This is a genomic window from Conexibacter woesei Iso977N, from assembly GCF_000424625.1.
GTDB lineage: Bacteria > Actinomycetota > Thermoleophilia > Solirubrobacterales > Solirubrobacteraceae > Baekduia > Baekduia woesei_A.
The window spans coordinates 964,621-980,438 of sequence record NZ_AUKG01000001.1 but is presented as its reverse complement, the minus strand read 5'-3'; the positions used below and the strand labels follow the sequence as shown (position 1 = coordinate 980,438).

At 68.2% G+C, this 15,818-nt stretch carries 11 protein-coding genes; 5 read left to right on the top strand and 6 right to left on the bottom strand.

Annotation, left to right across the window (positions count from 1 at the left end; translation table 11 throughout):
* Window positions 1–69 precede the first annotated feature (69 nt).
* Genes H030_RS29300 through H030_RS0104800 form a run of 4 tightly spaced genes read right to left on the bottom strand, consistent with a single transcriptional unit; the run spans window position 70 to window position 6,692 of the window.
* Window positions 70–2,220 (bottom strand): DEAD/DEAH box helicase, encoded by a 2,151-nt coding sequence (locus tag H030_RS29300; protein WP_035125875.1) that lies wholly within the window; start codon window positions 2,218–2,220, stop codon window positions 70–72.
* Entirely contained in the window at window positions 2,217–3,536 is a 1,320-nt protein-coding gene (locus H030_RS0104810) for an ATP-binding protein (protein ID WP_027005297.1), read from the bottom strand. The genes H030_RS29300 and H030_RS0104810 overlap by 4 nt, the downstream gene beginning before the upstream one ends.
* Complete coding sequence (locus H030_RS0104805) at window positions 3,529–5,730, bottom strand: TerB N-terminal domain-containing protein (RefSeq protein ID WP_027005296.1); 2,202 nt, start codon at window positions 5,728–5,730, stop codon at window positions 3,529–3,531. Before H030_RS0104805 ends, H030_RS0104810 begins: the two co-directional genes overlap by 8 nt.
* Window positions 5,718–6,692, bottom strand: a complete 975-nt coding sequence (locus H030_RS0104800; protein ID WP_027005295.1) for a 3'-5' exonuclease — start codon at window positions 6,690–6,692, stop codon at window positions 5,718–5,720. Before H030_RS0104800 ends, H030_RS0104805 begins: the two co-directional genes overlap by 13 nt.
* Before the next feature lie 98 nt (window positions 6,693–6,790).
* On the opposite strand from H030_RS0104800, the gene H030_RS0104795 reads away from it, so the two are divergent.
* From H030_RS0104795 to H030_RS0104775, 5 genes are all read left to right on the top strand, one after another.
* The gene (locus tag H030_RS0104795) at window positions 6,791–10,159 is read left to right on the top strand and encodes a TM0106 family RecB-like putative nuclease (RefSeq protein WP_027005294.1); all 3,369 of its coding nucleotides are present in this window, start codon (window positions 6,791–6,793) and stop codon (window positions 10,157–10,159) included.
* A 28-nt stretch (window positions 10,160–10,187) separates the two neighbouring features.
* Entirely contained in the window at window positions 10,188–10,967 is a 780-nt protein-coding gene (locus tag H030_RS0104790; protein ID WP_027005293.1) for a hypothetical protein, read from the top strand.
* Window positions 10,968–11,673: 706 nt separating this feature from the next.
* Window positions 11,674–12,246 (top strand): hypothetical protein, encoded by a 573-nt coding sequence (locus H030_RS0104785; RefSeq protein ID WP_027005292.1) that lies wholly within the window; start codon window positions 11,674–11,676, stop codon window positions 12,244–12,246.
* On the top strand, window positions 12,215–13,771 hold the full coding sequence (locus H030_RS0104780; protein WP_027005291.1) for a restriction endonuclease: 1,557 nt from the start codon (window positions 12,215–12,217) through the stop codon (window positions 13,769–13,771). The genes H030_RS0104785 and H030_RS0104780 overlap by 32 nt, the downstream gene beginning before the upstream one ends.
* Window positions 13,772–14,297: 526 nt before the next feature.
* Window positions 14,298–15,083 carry a phosphotransferase gene (locus H030_RS0104775; RefSeq protein WP_027005290.1) on the top strand — a complete coding sequence of 262 codons (786 nt, stop codon included), beginning with the start codon at window positions 14,298–14,300 and terminating at the stop codon, window positions 15,081–15,083.
* 46 nt (window positions 15,084–15,129) lie between these two features.
* Here H030_RS0104775 and H030_RS38845 read toward each other — a convergent pair whose 3' ends face one another.
* Complete coding sequence (locus tag H030_RS38845) at window positions 15,130–15,504, bottom strand: response regulator transcription factor (RefSeq protein WP_051221711.1); 375 nt, start codon at window positions 15,502–15,504, stop codon at window positions 15,130–15,132.
* Window positions 15,505–15,539: 35 nt separating this feature from the next.
* A complete protein-coding gene (locus tag H030_RS38840) occupies window positions 15,540–15,758 on the bottom strand; it encodes a hypothetical protein (RefSeq protein WP_035126606.1) in 219 nt (72 codons plus the stop codon).
* Window positions 15,759–15,818 lie beyond the last annotated feature (60 nt).

Here is a 15,818-nt window from a genome sequence, read left to right as displayed (position 1 = left end):
CCCGCGTCGGCTCGCTCACTCGAACGAGGGACACCGCGATTGGCGCTCAGGGTATTCTCGGTTGCGAGCTCAGCCGCCGACCGGTAGTAGGTTCGCCGCCGCCCGCACCGCTCCGGCGATGTCGAGCCGGCTCGACGCGTAGTCCGCAGCCAGCAGCTCCGGCCCGAGACGCCAGTGGTGCTTCTCCAACTGCTTGTTCTGCACCTTCTCCGTGAGCGTGCTCGCCTCAGGCGGCGCCTGCGCCAGGGCGCGGAGGGCGTCAACAACCTCGCCCACCGCAGCATCTTGGACCAGGACCGCCACACCGTCCGGCGCGGCGCGAAGTCCCCGGCTCGCCAGCATCAGCGCCAGCGTGTTGAGCGCGCGATCGCCGATCCAGGGGAACGCCACGACGGTGTCACCCCAGGCCAGGACAGGCTGCTCCGCCAGCTCGAGACGGCGAAAGCTCCGGCGTCCCTCGGCCAGCAGCTCCTGAGCGCCACCGTCGACGAAGGTCGGCAGGCCGTCGCTCTCGTACAGCTTCCTCATCTGCGCGCGCACAGCGTCGTCGACCGCTGCACCGGCGCCGCCGAACGCCGGCGCCTTTCCGCCAGGCGCCGGGACGAGCTCGATGATCCGCTCACGGCCCCGGACGTCCGTGACGCGCCAGCGGCGCCCTGCGAAGAGCATGAGGTCCCCGATCGCGATAGGCCGGGTCACCGGCAGCGTGCCGATCGTCTGGGTGCCGGCGACGAGCCGGTACTCGTCGGAGGTGACGAAGGCCGTGTAGAAGTCATAGTGATTGACAACACGCTCGCCCTCCAGGCCGAGGACGATCGTCCCGTCGTGCATCTGGGAGAGTAGGTCGTGGTCGGCGAGGTCTCGAAGCAAAGACGTGAACAGCGCCGGCGTCACCTCCCGGAACGGCCCCGTTGCACACAGGGCCCGCCATCCATCGTCGGCGCGGATGCCACCTCGTTGCGCCACGAGCGACAGGACCTGCTGGACGAGCGTCGACAGATGCAGCGCGCCTCGCCGCGGGGTCTCGTTGTAGCCCTCTACGAGCAGTTGCACCATCGCGGCCGATTGCACGACCGTCTCGCGCAGCTGGTCCTGCGGCGGCGTACGCGCGGTGAGCGGCAGTTCCTCTGCGTAGATCCGCAGGACCGACGAATCCCCCTCGCGCCGTCCCGAGCGACCGAGCCGCTGGCGCATCGACGACACCGACGGTGGCGCGCCGAGCTGCGCGATCGTGTCGACGCTGCCGACATCGATGCCCAGCTCGAGCGTCGTCGTCGCAACCACCGTCGTGTCGCGGGCGTCGCGCAACGCCGTCTCCGCATCCTCGCGCAGCTCCTTCGCCAGGCTGCCGTGGTGAGCCCAGAACGCGTCGCCGGACCGACCGTCTCCCTCTGCCCGCCGCTTGAGCTCCTGGACGCGGACCTCGACCTCCGCGCGCTGGTTCGCGAAGATGATGTGCGTCCCGCGCGCGACCACGCCGTAGAGGTGGTCGTTCGCCCCGTCGCCGTCGCCGCAGTAGCCGCGCACTTGGAGCTTCACATCGCGGCGGGCAACCGTCGACTCGACGATGTCCGGCAAGAGGCCGTCCGGCCGGAGGAACCGCGCCGCCTGCCCGAGATCCCCGAGCGTCGCGGACAGGCCGACCCGCGGGACCGGGCGCCCGATCACCATCTCCAAACGATGCAGCAGCGACTGCAACTGGCGCCCGCGCTCAGTCGCGATGAAGCTGTGCAGCTCGTCAACGACGACGTAGTCGAGGCTCCCGAAGAACGCCGCCGCTCCGCTCCCGCGAGTGGCAAGCATCGCCTCGATCGACTCGGGCGTGATCAACAAGATCCCCGCCGGCCGGACGCGCAACGTCCGCTTGCGCGCCTGCGGCACGTCGCCGTGCCATGGCGTCACGGGGATCCCGAGCGTATCGCCGAGAGGCTCCAGACGCCGGCACTGATCGTTGATCAACGCCTTGAGCGGAGACAGCGTGAGGACCCGGAGTCCCCGTTCGTCGGCCGGACGCGAGAGCAGCGGAAGGAACGCGGCCTCGGTCTTCCCCGATGCCGTCGCCGATGCGAGCACGACGTCACGGCCCGCGAGGATCGGCTCGATCGCCCGCTCTTGGACGTCCCGCAGTCCCTCCCACCCTTGACGCCAGGCCCACCGCCGGATCCGCTCGCTGAGCCGATCGAAGCCGGACGAGCGGCGCGGAACGCCACCGTCGCTCACAGCCGGAAGCTCGTCAGCTCCTCGTCGTCGACCGCGTCCGGTCCTTCACGCGGGACAAGATCGGCCTCCGCTCCGCGGTCGACCTCGACATCCACCTGGCCGAGCAGCACCCGCCAGTCCGCGTCGCTGTTCTGCTCGAGGACCGCGAGGAGCTGGAGGTAGGCCTTGATCATCGTGCGCGGCGTCCGGAAGTACTCATCGCCCAGGCGACCAGAGCAATGCTGCATGAACGCCTCGAGCCCTTCGTCGGGCATCAGGTGTTGCGACGCATCGCCTCCCGCCTGCACGTTCCGCAGGCGCTGGAGGAGGACGAACAGCTCTTCCTGGGTCAGGTTCTGCAGGCGGATCACGGGGCCCGAGAGATCACGTAGTCCGCCGGTGGCGAACGCGTTCTCGGCCAAGCGGCTCTGGAGCGCCTCGTAGCTGTAGAGCCCGCGCCGGGTGTCGGTCAGGAACTCCGGGGTGCCGCCCATCAGGAACCCGAGGTGCTCCACACCGCCTTGGAGGCAGTCGTTGACGATCCGCAGGATCTGCTCGTAGTTGCTGCGACGCGCCGCGGTGCTGGCCAACTTGTACAGGTTGACCAGCTCGTCCAGGCCGACGAGCAACCCGGCGTAGCCGGCGAGGACGACGAACCGCGCCATGAGCTTGAGCTGGTCGTAGACGTTGGCGTCGTCCACGATGGTCCGGACGCCGAGGTCGCGGCGCGCATCGGTCTTGGTGGTGTACTCGCCGCGCAACCAGCGCACGGCGGCGTCCTTGAGCGCGACGTCGCCCTCGTCGTGGCCGCGCCAGTAGGCGCCGATCACCCCGGCGAAGTCGTAGCCGCCGACCATCTCGGCGAGCCCGGCGAGCCGGCCGTCGATGACCTCCTGGACCGGCACGCCAGCGCTCTTGGCCTCTTGGAGCGCGGATGAGACGAACCGCTCGACGACGGCCGCCATCGCACCGCCCTCCGGACTCGTTCGGGTGGCGAGGTTGCGCGTCAGCTCGGCGTACAGGGTCCGCGCCTGGCCGCCGGTCGCGTGCAACCGCCGGTCCGGCGTCAGGTCCGCGTGCACCGTGACGAGGTTCTTCTCCAGGGCGATGGAGCGCACGAGCTGGAGGAAGAAGCTCTTTCCCGCACCGTATTCGCCGATGATGAAGCGCACTGCGCTGCCGCCGTCGGCGATGCGCCGCAGATCCTCGATCAGCGCCGTGACCTCTAGCGCGCGACCGACCTGGATGTGCTGCTGGCCGCGCCGCGGGACGACGCCCGCGGCCAGCGACTGCAGGATCGCGTCCCGATCGCGGGGTCGGATTCTGGCGTCAGACATGGAGCATCTCCTTGAGGACGTGGCTGTCCAGCTCGATCGGGTCGTCACCCTCGATGAGCGGCGCGTCGGCGATGGCGAACGCGGCGTCGTTGATGGTCTCGATCGCGCCTCCGGGGAGCAGGTCTAGCTCGCCGGCCAGCGCATCGAGCTCCTCGCGCGACCACCGTTCCTGAACTGCGAGGCGCTGCAGGAGCGCGGCGTGGGGACCGTCGAGACCGGCGACCGACTCGCCGTCGTCCTCGGCCACGACGTCACCGGCGTCCGCCTCGGGTTCGACGTCGTCGGGCACGAACACCGCCGTGAGCACCTCCGCGACCTGCTGCGTCGAGGACATCACCTCGGCGAGGCGCCGCCGGTCCAGGCGGACCTCGCCGGGCAGGGCGAAGTCGCCGGCGTCACGGTCGGCGGCGATGACGGTGACCGGCTCCGACGCCAGCCCGTGCAGATCACGGTGGACGTCGTCGGGTTCGAGACCGAGGACTCCGTACAGCTTGCGCAACATGTCGACCTCCTGCCGGGCGACGTGCCCGTCGGCGCCGGCGACCGCCACGAGGTACCGCGCGATGAGCGACCGCTGTTGCTGGTCGAGGTCTCCCACCCGTGCCTTGAGACCTGCGATCCCAGGCCGGACCTCAACCAGCCAATGCAGGTGGGCCCTCAGCCGGCGTCGTCCGGCGGCGGGCAGGTCGAAGGCCTGCTCCAGCGCCTTTTCGAGCTGCTCCTGCTCGACGACGCTGACCTCGCCGTCGCTCGCTCCCACCATGACACCGAGGTGCAGCAGCACGGTCGCCGCGGCGTATCCGCCACCGACCGTGGCGGTCGCCGCGTCAGCGTCCCGCCAGACGATCGCCTGGGGATGGTGCGAGAAGTTGATGGTCCCGACCCGGATGTCGGGCTCCAGGCCGATGCCGTGACCCTCGAGCAGCGCAGCGGCGGCGATCGCATCGCGCTTTGACAGCTTGCCTTCGCCATCGAGCAGCGCGGTCAACCGGCTCGAGGCGAGCGGGACCGACCCATCTTCCGGGATCGCATGGAGCAGTTCGACCAGCTCGGCCGGCGCCCGAGCGCCGGCGAGCTCGGGCGGCAGCAGCGCGACCGCGCGCGCCGACGTGCGGTCTTCGTGGCGCCCGACGTACCGGCTGAACCCACCCAGGTCCGCGGTCACGGATTCGACGAGGTCGGCCAGCCTGCGCGTCGGCCCCGCCAGGCGCGTGACATCCGGGAGGTCAGGAGTCGTCAGAGCGATCGGGCCTCCGAAGGACGCCGAGGCAGGGCGGTACTCGAGCTTGAGGGGCGACTTGTTGGCCTTAATCCTGAATCCCTCGCCGTGCTTCTCGCGGTAGCGCAGGCAGAACAGCTCGGCGAACTCGTCGGCGCAGCGCGTCGCCGGGGTGCGAAGCGGAATCTCCGGGTGGTGCAGCGCCCACGCAAGCGCCCAGTCGGCGGACAGCGGCTCGTCGGCAGCCGCCGCCGCTCCGGCGGCGAGCTTGAGCTCGATCGGCAGGTCCCAGCCCACGCGCTCGCGCGAGGGCACGAGCGTCGAGAGGTCGAGCGGGCCGGCGGTGAGCTTCGCCGTGGCGACGAAGTCGCCCGCGTAGCTGCTGAACGAGCCGTTGTCGGCGTAGAGCCCGAGCAACCGCTCCACTTCGGCCAGCAGGGCGGGCAGCTCGCTCCGTCCGTTGCTGTTCGCCGCGATGTCGCGGATGACGCGGCGTTCGATGCCGTAGAAGAACAGGAAGACATAGCCGATGTACGCCCCGCCGGGACGACCCGCCTCGAGCCAGCGCAGGTAGCCAGCGCGCGACGCAGGGTGGATGTCCCCGTACGACGGCCAGTAGCTCATGTGCGTGCCGTCGACGTCCGGGCGCCGGAGGTCGACAGGCTTGCGCGGGTCGATGAGCGCAGGCTCGTCGCCTCGCCATTGCGCGACCGCTTCCAGGTGGTCGCCGACGTACAGGCCGCCGGGCAGGACCAGGCCGTGGACCTCGACGGTCTGATCGAGCGGCACCCACCGAGCGGGTCCCCCGGAGCGCCTCCGTGCAGGCGCCACCGGGCGGACGGTGGGCTCCACGCGCCGGATAGCGGTCTCGGGCGCCCGTTGCTGCTCGGCCGTGATCGGCGGCTTCTGCCGCGTCTGCCGCGCGTAGAACCAGACGATCCCCCCGATCGCAGCGATGACGATCACGATGCCCATGCAGGCCTCCTTGGTGAGCTCAGCTCGGCAGCTTCGCCAGGTGCGATGCCCAGCAGGGTCGCGACCTCGGCGATGTCGCGCAACTCGTCATCCGACAGGACGCCGTCATCCCAGGCAGCGGCGACCAGCCGCCCGAGGTACTCGCGGTGTGCCGCCGCGACGACGTTGACCTCCAGGTCACATCGCCGCGCCATCGCGGCCAGGGCATCGACCTCCGCGGTGGTGACCACGCGATCGGCCAGCACGCGATCGAGGAGGTCGAGGTACGCCGCGACGTCTGCGTCAGCCACCGGCCAGGTGTCCCCGAGCGTCCGCGCTGCTGTGACCAGTCGCCGATGCGCGGGCGCGGCATCTGGGGGCTGTGGGAGCGACCGCCGGGGCGCGTCCGCGCGGCGCACCGCAGGCACGCATCCCAGATCCTCCAGGTCGTCCCAGCCGCGAGTGAGCGCCTCGCGCAGCAGGCGTAAAAGCAGCTGCGCGGCCGCCTGAGCGTCGTGCTCTGCGCCGTGTTCGCGATCGATCTGGATCGCGAAGTGCTCGCAACAGGAGCGAAGCGAACGCCCCGGAACAGGGAGACCGAGGCGTGCGGTCAACCCCATCGTGCAGAGCGTCGGGCTCTCGGGAAGCGCACTCCCGGAACGAGACAGCTCGGCGTCGAGGAACGCGAGGTCGAAGCGGCTGTTGTGCGCGACGATGACGGCATCCTCCAGGCGGCGTCGGACCTCAGCGGCGATGTCGACGAACCTGGGCGCCCGCTGCACGTCGTCGGCGCGGATGCCGTGGACCCACCGGGCGCGCACCGGCACCTGCGGATCGACCAGCGTGACGAAGCGCCCGACCACGCCGTGTCCCGGGCGGCATCGCAGGAGCGCGATCTCGACGATCCGATCACCGCGATCAGCGGCGAACCCTGTCGTCTCGACGTCGACGACGACGTAGTCGCTCTCACGCAGCCGGTCCATCCCGGTCGGCACCGTACACCGTTGACCGGTGCGTTGTGGCGTAATTGGCTCTGTTGCGTCAGGATCAGCGAGCGCCGCTCTTCGCTCCGCGCTTCACGATGCCCGATCGACGCCTTTCCCCTTCATCGCTCAACCAGTTCCTCGGCTGCGAGCACCGGACGTACCTCGACCTACGACATCTCCGCGGCGAGCTGGAGGCCGAGCCTCTGCGACCGGACGCGACGCTGCTCATCGAACGCGGTGAGCGGCACGAGCGGGAGGTGCTCGAGCGCTTGGCCGAGGGTGGCCGTGAGGTGGTGGAGATCGCGACCACCGGCCCTATCGCCGCGCGGCTCGAGGCCACGCGCGAAGCGATGTCCGCCGGTGCAAGCGTCATCCACCAGGCCTGCTTGGCCGACGATGACTGGGTCGGGTACGCCGACTTCCTCGTCCGCGTCGAGGAGCCTTCGAACCTGGGCTCCTGGTCCTACGAGGTCCATGACGCCAAGCTGGGGAGCCATCCTCAGCCCCGCCACATCTTCCAGCTGCTGTTCTACAACGAGCAGCTGGCGCAGCTGCAGGGCCGGGCGCCGGCGTCGATCCATCTCGCGCTCGGCAGCGGGGAGTCGCTCGCATACCCGCCTGGCGAGTTCCAGGCCTACGCCGAACGGGTGCGCTCCCGCTTCTTGAAGCGGCGCGACGAGCTGGAGCCGGCCGACGCGGACGTCGACTACCCGTACCCGGTGGCCGACTGCGACTTCTGCCCATGGTGGCTGCACTGCGCGAAGCGACGGCGGGCTGATGATCATCTGTCGCTGGTGGCGAACCTCCGCCGAGCCCAGGGGCTGAAGCTCGAGGGGCACGAGGTCCACACCGTGCCGGGCCTCGCAGGACTCGCACCGGAGACGAAGATCTCGCGACTTGCGGACGGGACCCTGCGCTCCTTGCGGGCCCAGGCCGATCTCCAGGTCCGCAGCCGCGGTCACGACCGGCCGCTGCACGAGCTGCTCGAACCGGAGCATGACCGCGGGCTGGCGCGCCTGCCGCAGCCGTCGGCGGGCGACGTGTTCTTCGACTTCGAGGGCGATCCGTTCTGGGGCGACGACGGCCTCGAGTACCTCTTCGGCACGTTGTACAGCGACGGGTCGAAGTGGGTCTACGAGGCTCGATGGGCAACGTCTCGCACCGAGGAGAAGGACCAGTTCGAGGACTGGATGGGCTGGATCACCGAGCGTCTCGAACGCCATCCCGACCTGCACGTGTTCCACTACAACTCCTACGAGCCGACCGCGGTCAAGACGTTGATGACCCGTCACTCGACATGCTCGCCCGAGGTCGACGACCTTCTTCGGCGCAAGATCTTCGTCGACCTGCTGCCGGTCGTCCGGCAGGGCGTGCGGATCGGCACCGAGTCATACGGGTTGAAGGCGATCGAGCCGGCGTTCGGTTACGTGCGCCGAGGTGCGGACGATGGCGCGATCGGCTCCCTTCGCCGTTGGCAGAAGTACTTGGACAGTGGCGAGCCGAACCTGCTCGACGCGATCGCGACCTACAACGAGGACGACTGCCGATCGACACTGGCGCTGCGGGAGTGGCTCTGGAATCTGCGGGACGACGCCGAGGCGGAGTTCGGGGTCGCGCTGGACAGGCTGGAGCCCGAGCCGGGACGCGACGCGAGCAGGACGCAGCTGGAGTACCGGGCACGGCTGGAGCGAGCGCGCGAGCAACTGGCGACCGGCCTCCCGGACGACGCATCGGAGGACGACGACGAACAGCGTGTCCGGCGCCTCGCGTTCGATCTCGTCGGCTACCACGAGCGTGAGGACAAGCCCGAGTACTGGGAGTTCTTCGCACGAGCCGACAGCAGCGACGACGATCTCCGGGACGACAGCGCCGCGATCGCCGGGCTCCGGCCGGTTCCGGGACGAGAGCGCGAAGAGGAGGGAGCGAACTGGCGTTGGCACTTGTCGTTCCCGCCGCAGGACTACAAGTTGCACGAAGGTTCCGCGTGGGATCCGGACGCGGGCGACGACGGGTACGGGGTGACGATCGAGGCACTGGATCCGCGGGAGCGGACGCTCTCGGTCAAGCGGGCGAAGAAGCACGGCGACGCCCCGCCGGCCCGCCTGATCCCAGGCATGCCGGTCCCGACGAACGCGCAGAAGGACGCGCTGTTCCGCTTTGCCGATCGTCTCTCGGAGGACGGCTTCGATCCGTGTGACCGGTTCGACGCGGCGACCGATCTGCTTCTGCGGCGCGCGCCGCGGTTCACGCCCGGAACTCCGGCGCTCACAGAGGGTCCGATCGAACTCGACACCCTCGTGGAGCAGGCCGCGGGTCTGAACCGCTCCGTGCTCGTGGTGCAGGGCCCACCCGGAACCGGCAAGACGTTCTTGGGCGCGCGTGTCGCCGTGGAGCTGATGCGGCGCCACGGCCTGCGCATCGGCGTCATGGCCACGGCGCACAAGGCCATCGCCAAGTTCCTGGAGGACGTGGACGACTACGCCGCGGAGACCGGCTTCTCGTTCGCCGGCTGGAAGAAGAAGGGCGAGAACGACGATGGCAACTACGCGAGCGACACCGTCACCTGCTCGGCCAGCCCGTCCAAGCGGGACCCGCCACAGCTCCTCGGCGCGACCTCGTGGTTCTGGGCCAGGGAAAGCGTGTTCGAAGACGTCGACGTCCTCTTCGTCGACGAAGCCGGCCAGGTCTCCCTCGCGGACGCCATCGCCGTCTCGCAAGGGACGAAGAGCATCGTGCTCCTGGGTGATCCCCAGCAACTCCCCCATGTCAGCCATGGCACCCACCTGCATGGATCCGGGGCATCCGTCCTCGAGCACGTGTTCGGCGAAGCCCAGACGATCGCGCGGGACCGCGGGGTCTTCCTCGATCGGACCTGGCGCATGCATCCCGACGTTTGCCGCTTCGTGTCGGACGCGATGTACGACGGCGCGCTCCTTCCAATCGACGCATGCAGCCGCCAAGTTGTTGCATCACCCGGGCTCTCGGGGACGGGCTTGCGTCTGCTGACCGTTGAGCACAGCGACAACCGCCAACGCTCGGAGAAGGAGGCTGCGATCGTCGCCGCTGCCGTTGAGGACCTCCTCGACGGCGGGACGTTCACCGACCGCGACGGCACCGTTCGCGCCCTGGACCTCGAAGACATCCTCGTCGTCGCGCCATACAACGCGCAGGTCCGGACGTTGCGCGGAGCGCTGCGTGAAGGAGTCCGCGTCGGCACGGTGGACAAGTTCCAGGGCCAGCAGGCGCCTGTCGTGTTCTTCTCCATGGCCAGCTCCTCCGGCGAGGATGTCCCGCGCGGCATGGACTTCCTCTTCAACCGCAACCGGCTCAACGTCGCCGTCTCGCGCGCGCAGGCGCTGGCCGTCGTCGTGTGCTCGCCCCGGCTGATGTCGACCCGGTGCTCGACGGTCGAGCAGATGAAGCTGGTCAACATGCTGTGCCAGTTCGCGGCGGCGGCGACGTGACGTACAGCGGCGAGAGCGGAGGGCGTCGATGGACGACGACGTTCTGAATACGCTGTTCGCCAACGGAGCCTCTGCTGCTGATGCCTCCACCGTTCGGGTCTACCACGCAACTTCGGTGGCCGCCGCCGAGCAGATCCTGGCGGCCGGTGAACTTCGCCCCGCCCTGCCGACCGATCCCGCAGAGCGAGTCCTTGTCACCCGTCGTGGCGGTACCGGCAGCGTCTTCATCGCAACGACCCCGGCCATCCACAACGACCTGTCCGGCGGTCAGATCGTTATCGCCTTTGATCTCCCGCGCGACACACCCGGCGAGATCATCCGCGTGGTCGAAGACCCACCACGCGCCGAGGCCGAGCTCACGCTCACCGCACCGCTCCGCCCTCGCTGGCTCGACCGCCTCGATCGGACCATCGGGTTTGACGATCTCTCCCTGTCTGCCCGCACGGCCATCGAGCTCTTTCGCAACTCGCCGGTGGGCGATCAACTACAGCAGTCCGGTGAGGCATCGGGACGTTGCAAGAGAGCCAGCGCGCGGTTCATCGCAGCACTGCGCAGCGTCGACGACGCTGCCGGGCGCGCCGCGCGCATCATTGAATGGGTGGGGGATGGAGGCTTTCACCACGCCGTCCTGCTCGCCGAGCACGAGGCGGTCGTGGACTTCACGATCCGACAGTTCGACAAGCACAGCCGCGCGCCCTTTCCTTGCGTCCGGACCCGCGGGCAAGCAGAGGTCGACTGGGGCTGCGGCGAGCTCATCGACCTCGACGATCCGCTGGGACGATGGCTCAACAACTTCGATCGCTTCTAGGCTGGGACGCGCTCCGAGATGCGATACCCGCTCGCGGCTCCGAGCAGGAGCGCCTGACCAAGAACTGAACCAGCGCATGACCTACATCACGCTCTCGAGCCAACCGCAGGTCGAGTTCGAACGACACCGACGCGTGCGCGCCGCGACCAGATTCAACCCCAGCTGAAATTTCGGCCACCCGAGACGAGCTGGACCAGATCGCGGCGATCTTCGCTCTCGACGCGATCTGCCCCGAATTCGCCGAGACTCTCCAACAGCTCGCCACCGCAACGCTGCAGGAGTACTTGCTCGCGTTCTCCGGAACACAGGCTTCAGCACGTTGCGCAAGACGCGACTCCGCCTGCTGCTCGAGGGGCTCGGGCTCTGTCGGACGCTCATGTGAGCAACTCATCCAACTCCGCCGTCGCCCGCACGCTCGTTCATCGCCGGGACTCGCGCGCGCTACCGGACCCAGCTCGATGTCTACACAGGGCGCGTGCGGTCGCCGCGCTGCAGGCGTCGGCCCGCGCGACGACACGGACACGACACGGGTGGAGCTTCTACGCGTCGTGCGCGATCTCGGTCGGCGGGCACCTGTCGAGGGGTGCGCTCGGCGGTTGTCCCTCGGCGTGACCGACGTGAACGAACGGTCCTAGAGCGGGTCGCCGCCTCTTATGGGGTGTTGGACAGAGACGTTGACCGATGCCGCCGGTACGGTCCAATTCCTGTGCCGTTCTCCCTCCCCGAGTACAGCGGAGCATTCGCTTGGTTCATCTCCGACGCTATCCAAGAGCTTGCCCGCGCGGGGGACCCGATCTTGGAGCAGATCGAGATCGTCGAAAGCCCTGGCGCACTCGGTTCCATGTTCGAAGATAAGGAAGGTTTCGACGTCGAACTCGAACCCGCAAGCCTCACCGCGGGCTTGGTCCTCGACGTCGACGATGTCCGTGAGGGCGATCCTTGGAAGTTGGCACTTCAAATCGTAATGGCCTCCAGCGAACTGCGCGAAGGCCAGCTCCGCACCATGGTCGGAACGTTGAATCGCGTAACCGAAGCGACAGGCAACGTCGTCAACGCAGAAGGTCCGCTCACATTCGAGGCCTTGTACGAGATGTTGGACAAGATCGAGTATGGCCTCACCGACGACGACACGCTCTCATTGCCAACGATGTTGGTCCATCCCGACACTCTGGCGAAGATGCCAGTGCCGACCGACGAGCAGCAACAGCAGATTACGGACCTTCAAGAGCGAAAGCTGAACGAACTCCTTGCTCGACGACGCCGTAGACGCCTTTCTTGATTTTGTTACCGAGCGAGCGCTCGACGAGCCGCTCCTGGCGATGCTGCGCGCTGAAGGCTTCACCCATGTGCATCTCACCCACGGTTCTCAGGAATTTGGAAAGGACGCGGTCGCGCGTCGCGACGGAGAACAGTGGGTCTTCCAATCCAAGGCCGGCAACATCGGCCAGCCTCAATGGCGCGCCCTCTTGGGCCAGCTCGAGGAGCTACGGCTAAGCGACTACGCGGGTCCCGAGTTTGACCCCGAACTCAAGCGCCGTCCGGTGCTTGTGACGACCGGCCGAATGGTCGGCAACGCACCGCTTCTCGCGGCGGAGTACAACCGGAGAGCCAGGACTCGCGGCGAACCGGAGCTTGAGATTTGGGCGCGCGACCGACTCCTCTCAGGACTAAGCAGCAATCCCGATGCGGTGCTCCGCGGTTCGATCGACGGGGCGCTCCTCACGACCCTCGGGGCAATCGATCGCAACGACATCTCGATGGACGACATCGAGATCTTCGCGCGTCGCTGGGACTCGTTCCCAGCAGAACAGCTAGTCGGGCTAGGAGTGGTTGAAGCTTCGCTCGTCGCGGAACGCCTAGCGCGTGCCAACCGACTGGATCTCGCCTGTCATCTCGGGCTCTGCTTCGTGCGTGCAGCGTGGGCGAACGACCGTACCGAGGACGCGGCGCTCCTCGCGGCCGACGCCGGCGGGTCGCTTTTCGAGACCTTCGCTCGTCAGCTCTGGTCGGAGTGTGACTATCGACTACTCAGTAAACGTGGGATGATCGGTTTTGCTATCTCGGCTTCCGAGGGCTTCTCCGCCTGGGCCACCTACTCCGTGCGCTGCATTCGGCTCACGGAGCTACTAGGGCTGCTCGGCCTCCGAGTCGCTGGACGCGAACCCGAGCTTGCGGACGAGATCGCTGCGTATCTGGCCCGCTTCATCTCCGCTCAGCCAGGCACGACCCATCCGGTGGGCGATCGGTTCGCCGTCAGCCTTATCCCTGCAGCGATACTGCTCGGACCGAGGAAGCCAGCAGCGGCGAAGAGGCTCCTGACCAAAACAACGGTGTGGCTCTGTGACCGATACGAGCGAGATCGTTTTGGACTGTCTGCGTCCAACCTCACACCTCGCGCAGAGATCGACCGTGTCTTCGGCGACATGTTCGAGCACGTCCACATCAAAAAAAGACAGGCATCGCAGCTAGCCGCGATCCTCCTCGATGTTGCCGCGCTCCTTCGCTATCGGAAACTCTATGGCGACATCTGGAACGACCTCGAAGCCGTCCGGCTATCGACCATGGTGCTCCGGTGCCGTGACGACGCAGACCAGTATTCGCTCACAGCGGCAGGCAACCGGTGGGAGATAAACCCTAACTACCCGGAGGAGCTATGCGGGAGGAAAGGCCTCACGATCGGTCATCATCGCGAAGCCGGCGACGACCGCCAACTTGTACGCCTTGGCCGACCCTGGGATCTACTCGCGACTTCGAGTGCTCTGCGCGACCGTCACTTCATAGGGGCACTCCGCGAATTTCTCTGACCCAACCGCCGCGCCTAGGGTCAGACACCGCGTACCGCGACTGACGTCTGCTTCGGCGCTTCGATCACGGCTCAAGTCGACGCTCCGCGTGATGGCTGACGAGCAGCAGACCACCGCGGACGGGTAGCTGAGCGCGAGAGCACGTCACGTGTCGCGAGCAAGTGGTACACCAAGTGGCCATTAGGCCATGAACGACCGTTTCATGGCCTGAACCCACAGGAAGCCGCCGGAAACCACGGGTATGAGTCATCCGGCGCGGCCCGCGATCCCGCTGCAAACTGCGCCCCGGAGTTCACCTATAAGTTCCTCTGAAATCGTGGTGTCCCCGGTTCGAGTCCGGGACTCGCCATCTCGCAAAGACGCCGCAAACCGACGCCTTTTTCTTTACCTCCAGACCGCCGAAACGAGCGCCTACGCGCCACTCGTGCGCGTTCGTGGCCTGATCGTGGCCCAATCGAGGCGTTTCACGGCCGTCCTGTGGGCCCGGCGGGCGGCTTTGCAGGCCTTACGATCAGCGAGCAGCAGCATGAGCGATCGAGAGGAGATCCTGAGTGGCGGCAACGTCACGGCGGTGAGCCGCGTCGGAGATGCGGTGCACCGGCGGTCTGGGCCGTGGAGCGGCGGTGTGCAGCGGCTGCTCGCCCATCTGGAGGCTGCGGGGTTCGACCGCGCGCCCCGGCCGCTCGGGTTCGATGCGGAAGGGCGCGAGGTTGTCAGCTACCTCCCGGGCGAGGTGTACAACTACCCGCTGCCCGAGGTGCTCTGGTCCGATGCGGTGCTCGTGCAGGCGGCTGAGCTGCTGCGCGACTACCACGAGGCGACGGCCGGCTTCGTGCCGGCGGCCGGCGACCAGTGGCAGGTCGCCGCGCCGGCCGACCTCCCGCGCGAGGTGCTCTGCCACAACGACGTCGCGCCCTACAACGTCGTGCTCCGCGACGGGCGGCTCGCCGGGCTGATCGACTTCGACATGGCCGGTCCCGGTCCGCGGATCTGGGATGTGGTCTACGCGGCTTATCGGTTCGTCCCGCTCTCCGTCAAGGAGGGTCCGGCCGCGTTGCACGCCATACAGGAGCAGGCGCGGCGGGTGCGGCTCTTCGCCGACGCCTACAACTTGAGCGGGGACGATCGCCGTCGGTTCGTGCCGACGTTGCTCTCCCGGCTGGACGCGATCCGCCAGCGCATCCTCGACGGTGTCGCCGCCGGTGAGGAGGCCAGCGTCCGCCACGAGGCGGCGGGCGACGCGGTGGTCTACCAGCGCGACGCCGAGCACGTCGCCGCCCACCGGGCGGCGCTCGAGGAGGCGCTGTCGTGATGGTCGCCTCCGAGGTGGCGCGCAAGGCCCCACCGCTCGCAAAGGCTCATGTGCGGGGTGTGCGCGAGGCGATGTGGTCCACGAGTAGGCCGAGCGAGGTCTTCGGGAACACCTGGGCCGCGCCGGCCTCCAGCGCTCGGCGGGCGAGGGCCGGGTCGTCGGCGGCGGTGAAGACCACCACCTCGATCGCGGTGTTGCGCTCGCGGATCGCGCGCGTGGCGTCGATGCCGTTCATCCGCGGCATCTGGGCGTCCATGACGACGACGTCGGGGACGGTCGAAAGGACGACCTCGATCGCCTCGTCGCCGTCGCGCGCCTCGCCGGCGATCGAGCAGCCGCGGTCGACGAGCACCTCACGCAGCAGCTGACGCAGCGGGAGGTAGTCGTCGACGAGCACGACGCGGACGGAGGCGGCGGTCATCGCGGCGGCCTGCCGTCGCCGAAGCCGGGCCTCGATCAATACACGTCTCGCTCGCGGGTGACGACCGTCCGCCGGGCGGCGGCGCGGTCGGCCCAGATGGTCATCCACAGCAGGCTGATCAGCAGGCCGACGACGCCGACGACCATGAGGATCACGCCGATCGTGTGAATGCTGAACCCCGAGGCGTGCACCGAGACCGCGAAGCGCATGATGGCGCCGACGGCGATCAGGAAGATGGAGGTGCCAATGCCCATATGTTGCTCCGTTCCAAGAAGGACGACAAGAAGTCTGCGGAGCCGGGCGTACCCGTCGCG

Excerpts from the sequence above, each read along its gene's own strand:
- H030_RS38845 (WP_051221711.1), bottom strand. The coding sequence starts at position 15,504 with ATGACCGCCGCCTCCGTCCGCGTCGTGCTCGTCGACGACTACCTCCCG.
- H030_RS0104810 (WP_027005297.1), bottom strand. The coding sequence starts at position 3,536 with ATGTCTGACGCCAGAATCCGACCCCGCGATCGGGACGCGATCCTGCAG.
- H030_RS0104805 (WP_027005296.1), bottom strand. The coding sequence starts at position 5,730 with ATGGGCATCGTGATCGTCATCGCTGCGATCGGGGGGATCGTCTGGTTC.
- H030_RS38840 (WP_035126606.1), bottom strand. The coding sequence starts at position 15,758 with ATGGGCATTGGCACCTCCATCTTCCTGATCGCCGTCGGCGCCATCATG.
- H030_RS0104795 (WP_027005294.1), top strand. The coding sequence starts at position 6,791 with ATGCCCGATCGACGCCTTTCCCCTTCATCGCTCAACCAGTTCCTCGGC.
- H030_RS0104790 (WP_027005293.1), top strand. The coding sequence starts at position 10,188 with ATGGACGACGACGTTCTGAATACGCTGTTCGCCAACGGAGCCTCTGCT.
- H030_RS0104775 (WP_027005290.1), top strand. The coding sequence starts at position 14,298 with ATGAGCGATCGAGAGGAGATCCTGAGTGGCGGCAACGTCACGGCGGTG.
- H030_RS0104800 (WP_027005295.1), bottom strand. The coding sequence starts at position 6,692 with ATGGACCGGCTGCGTGAGAGCGACTACGTCGTCGTCGACGTCGAGACG.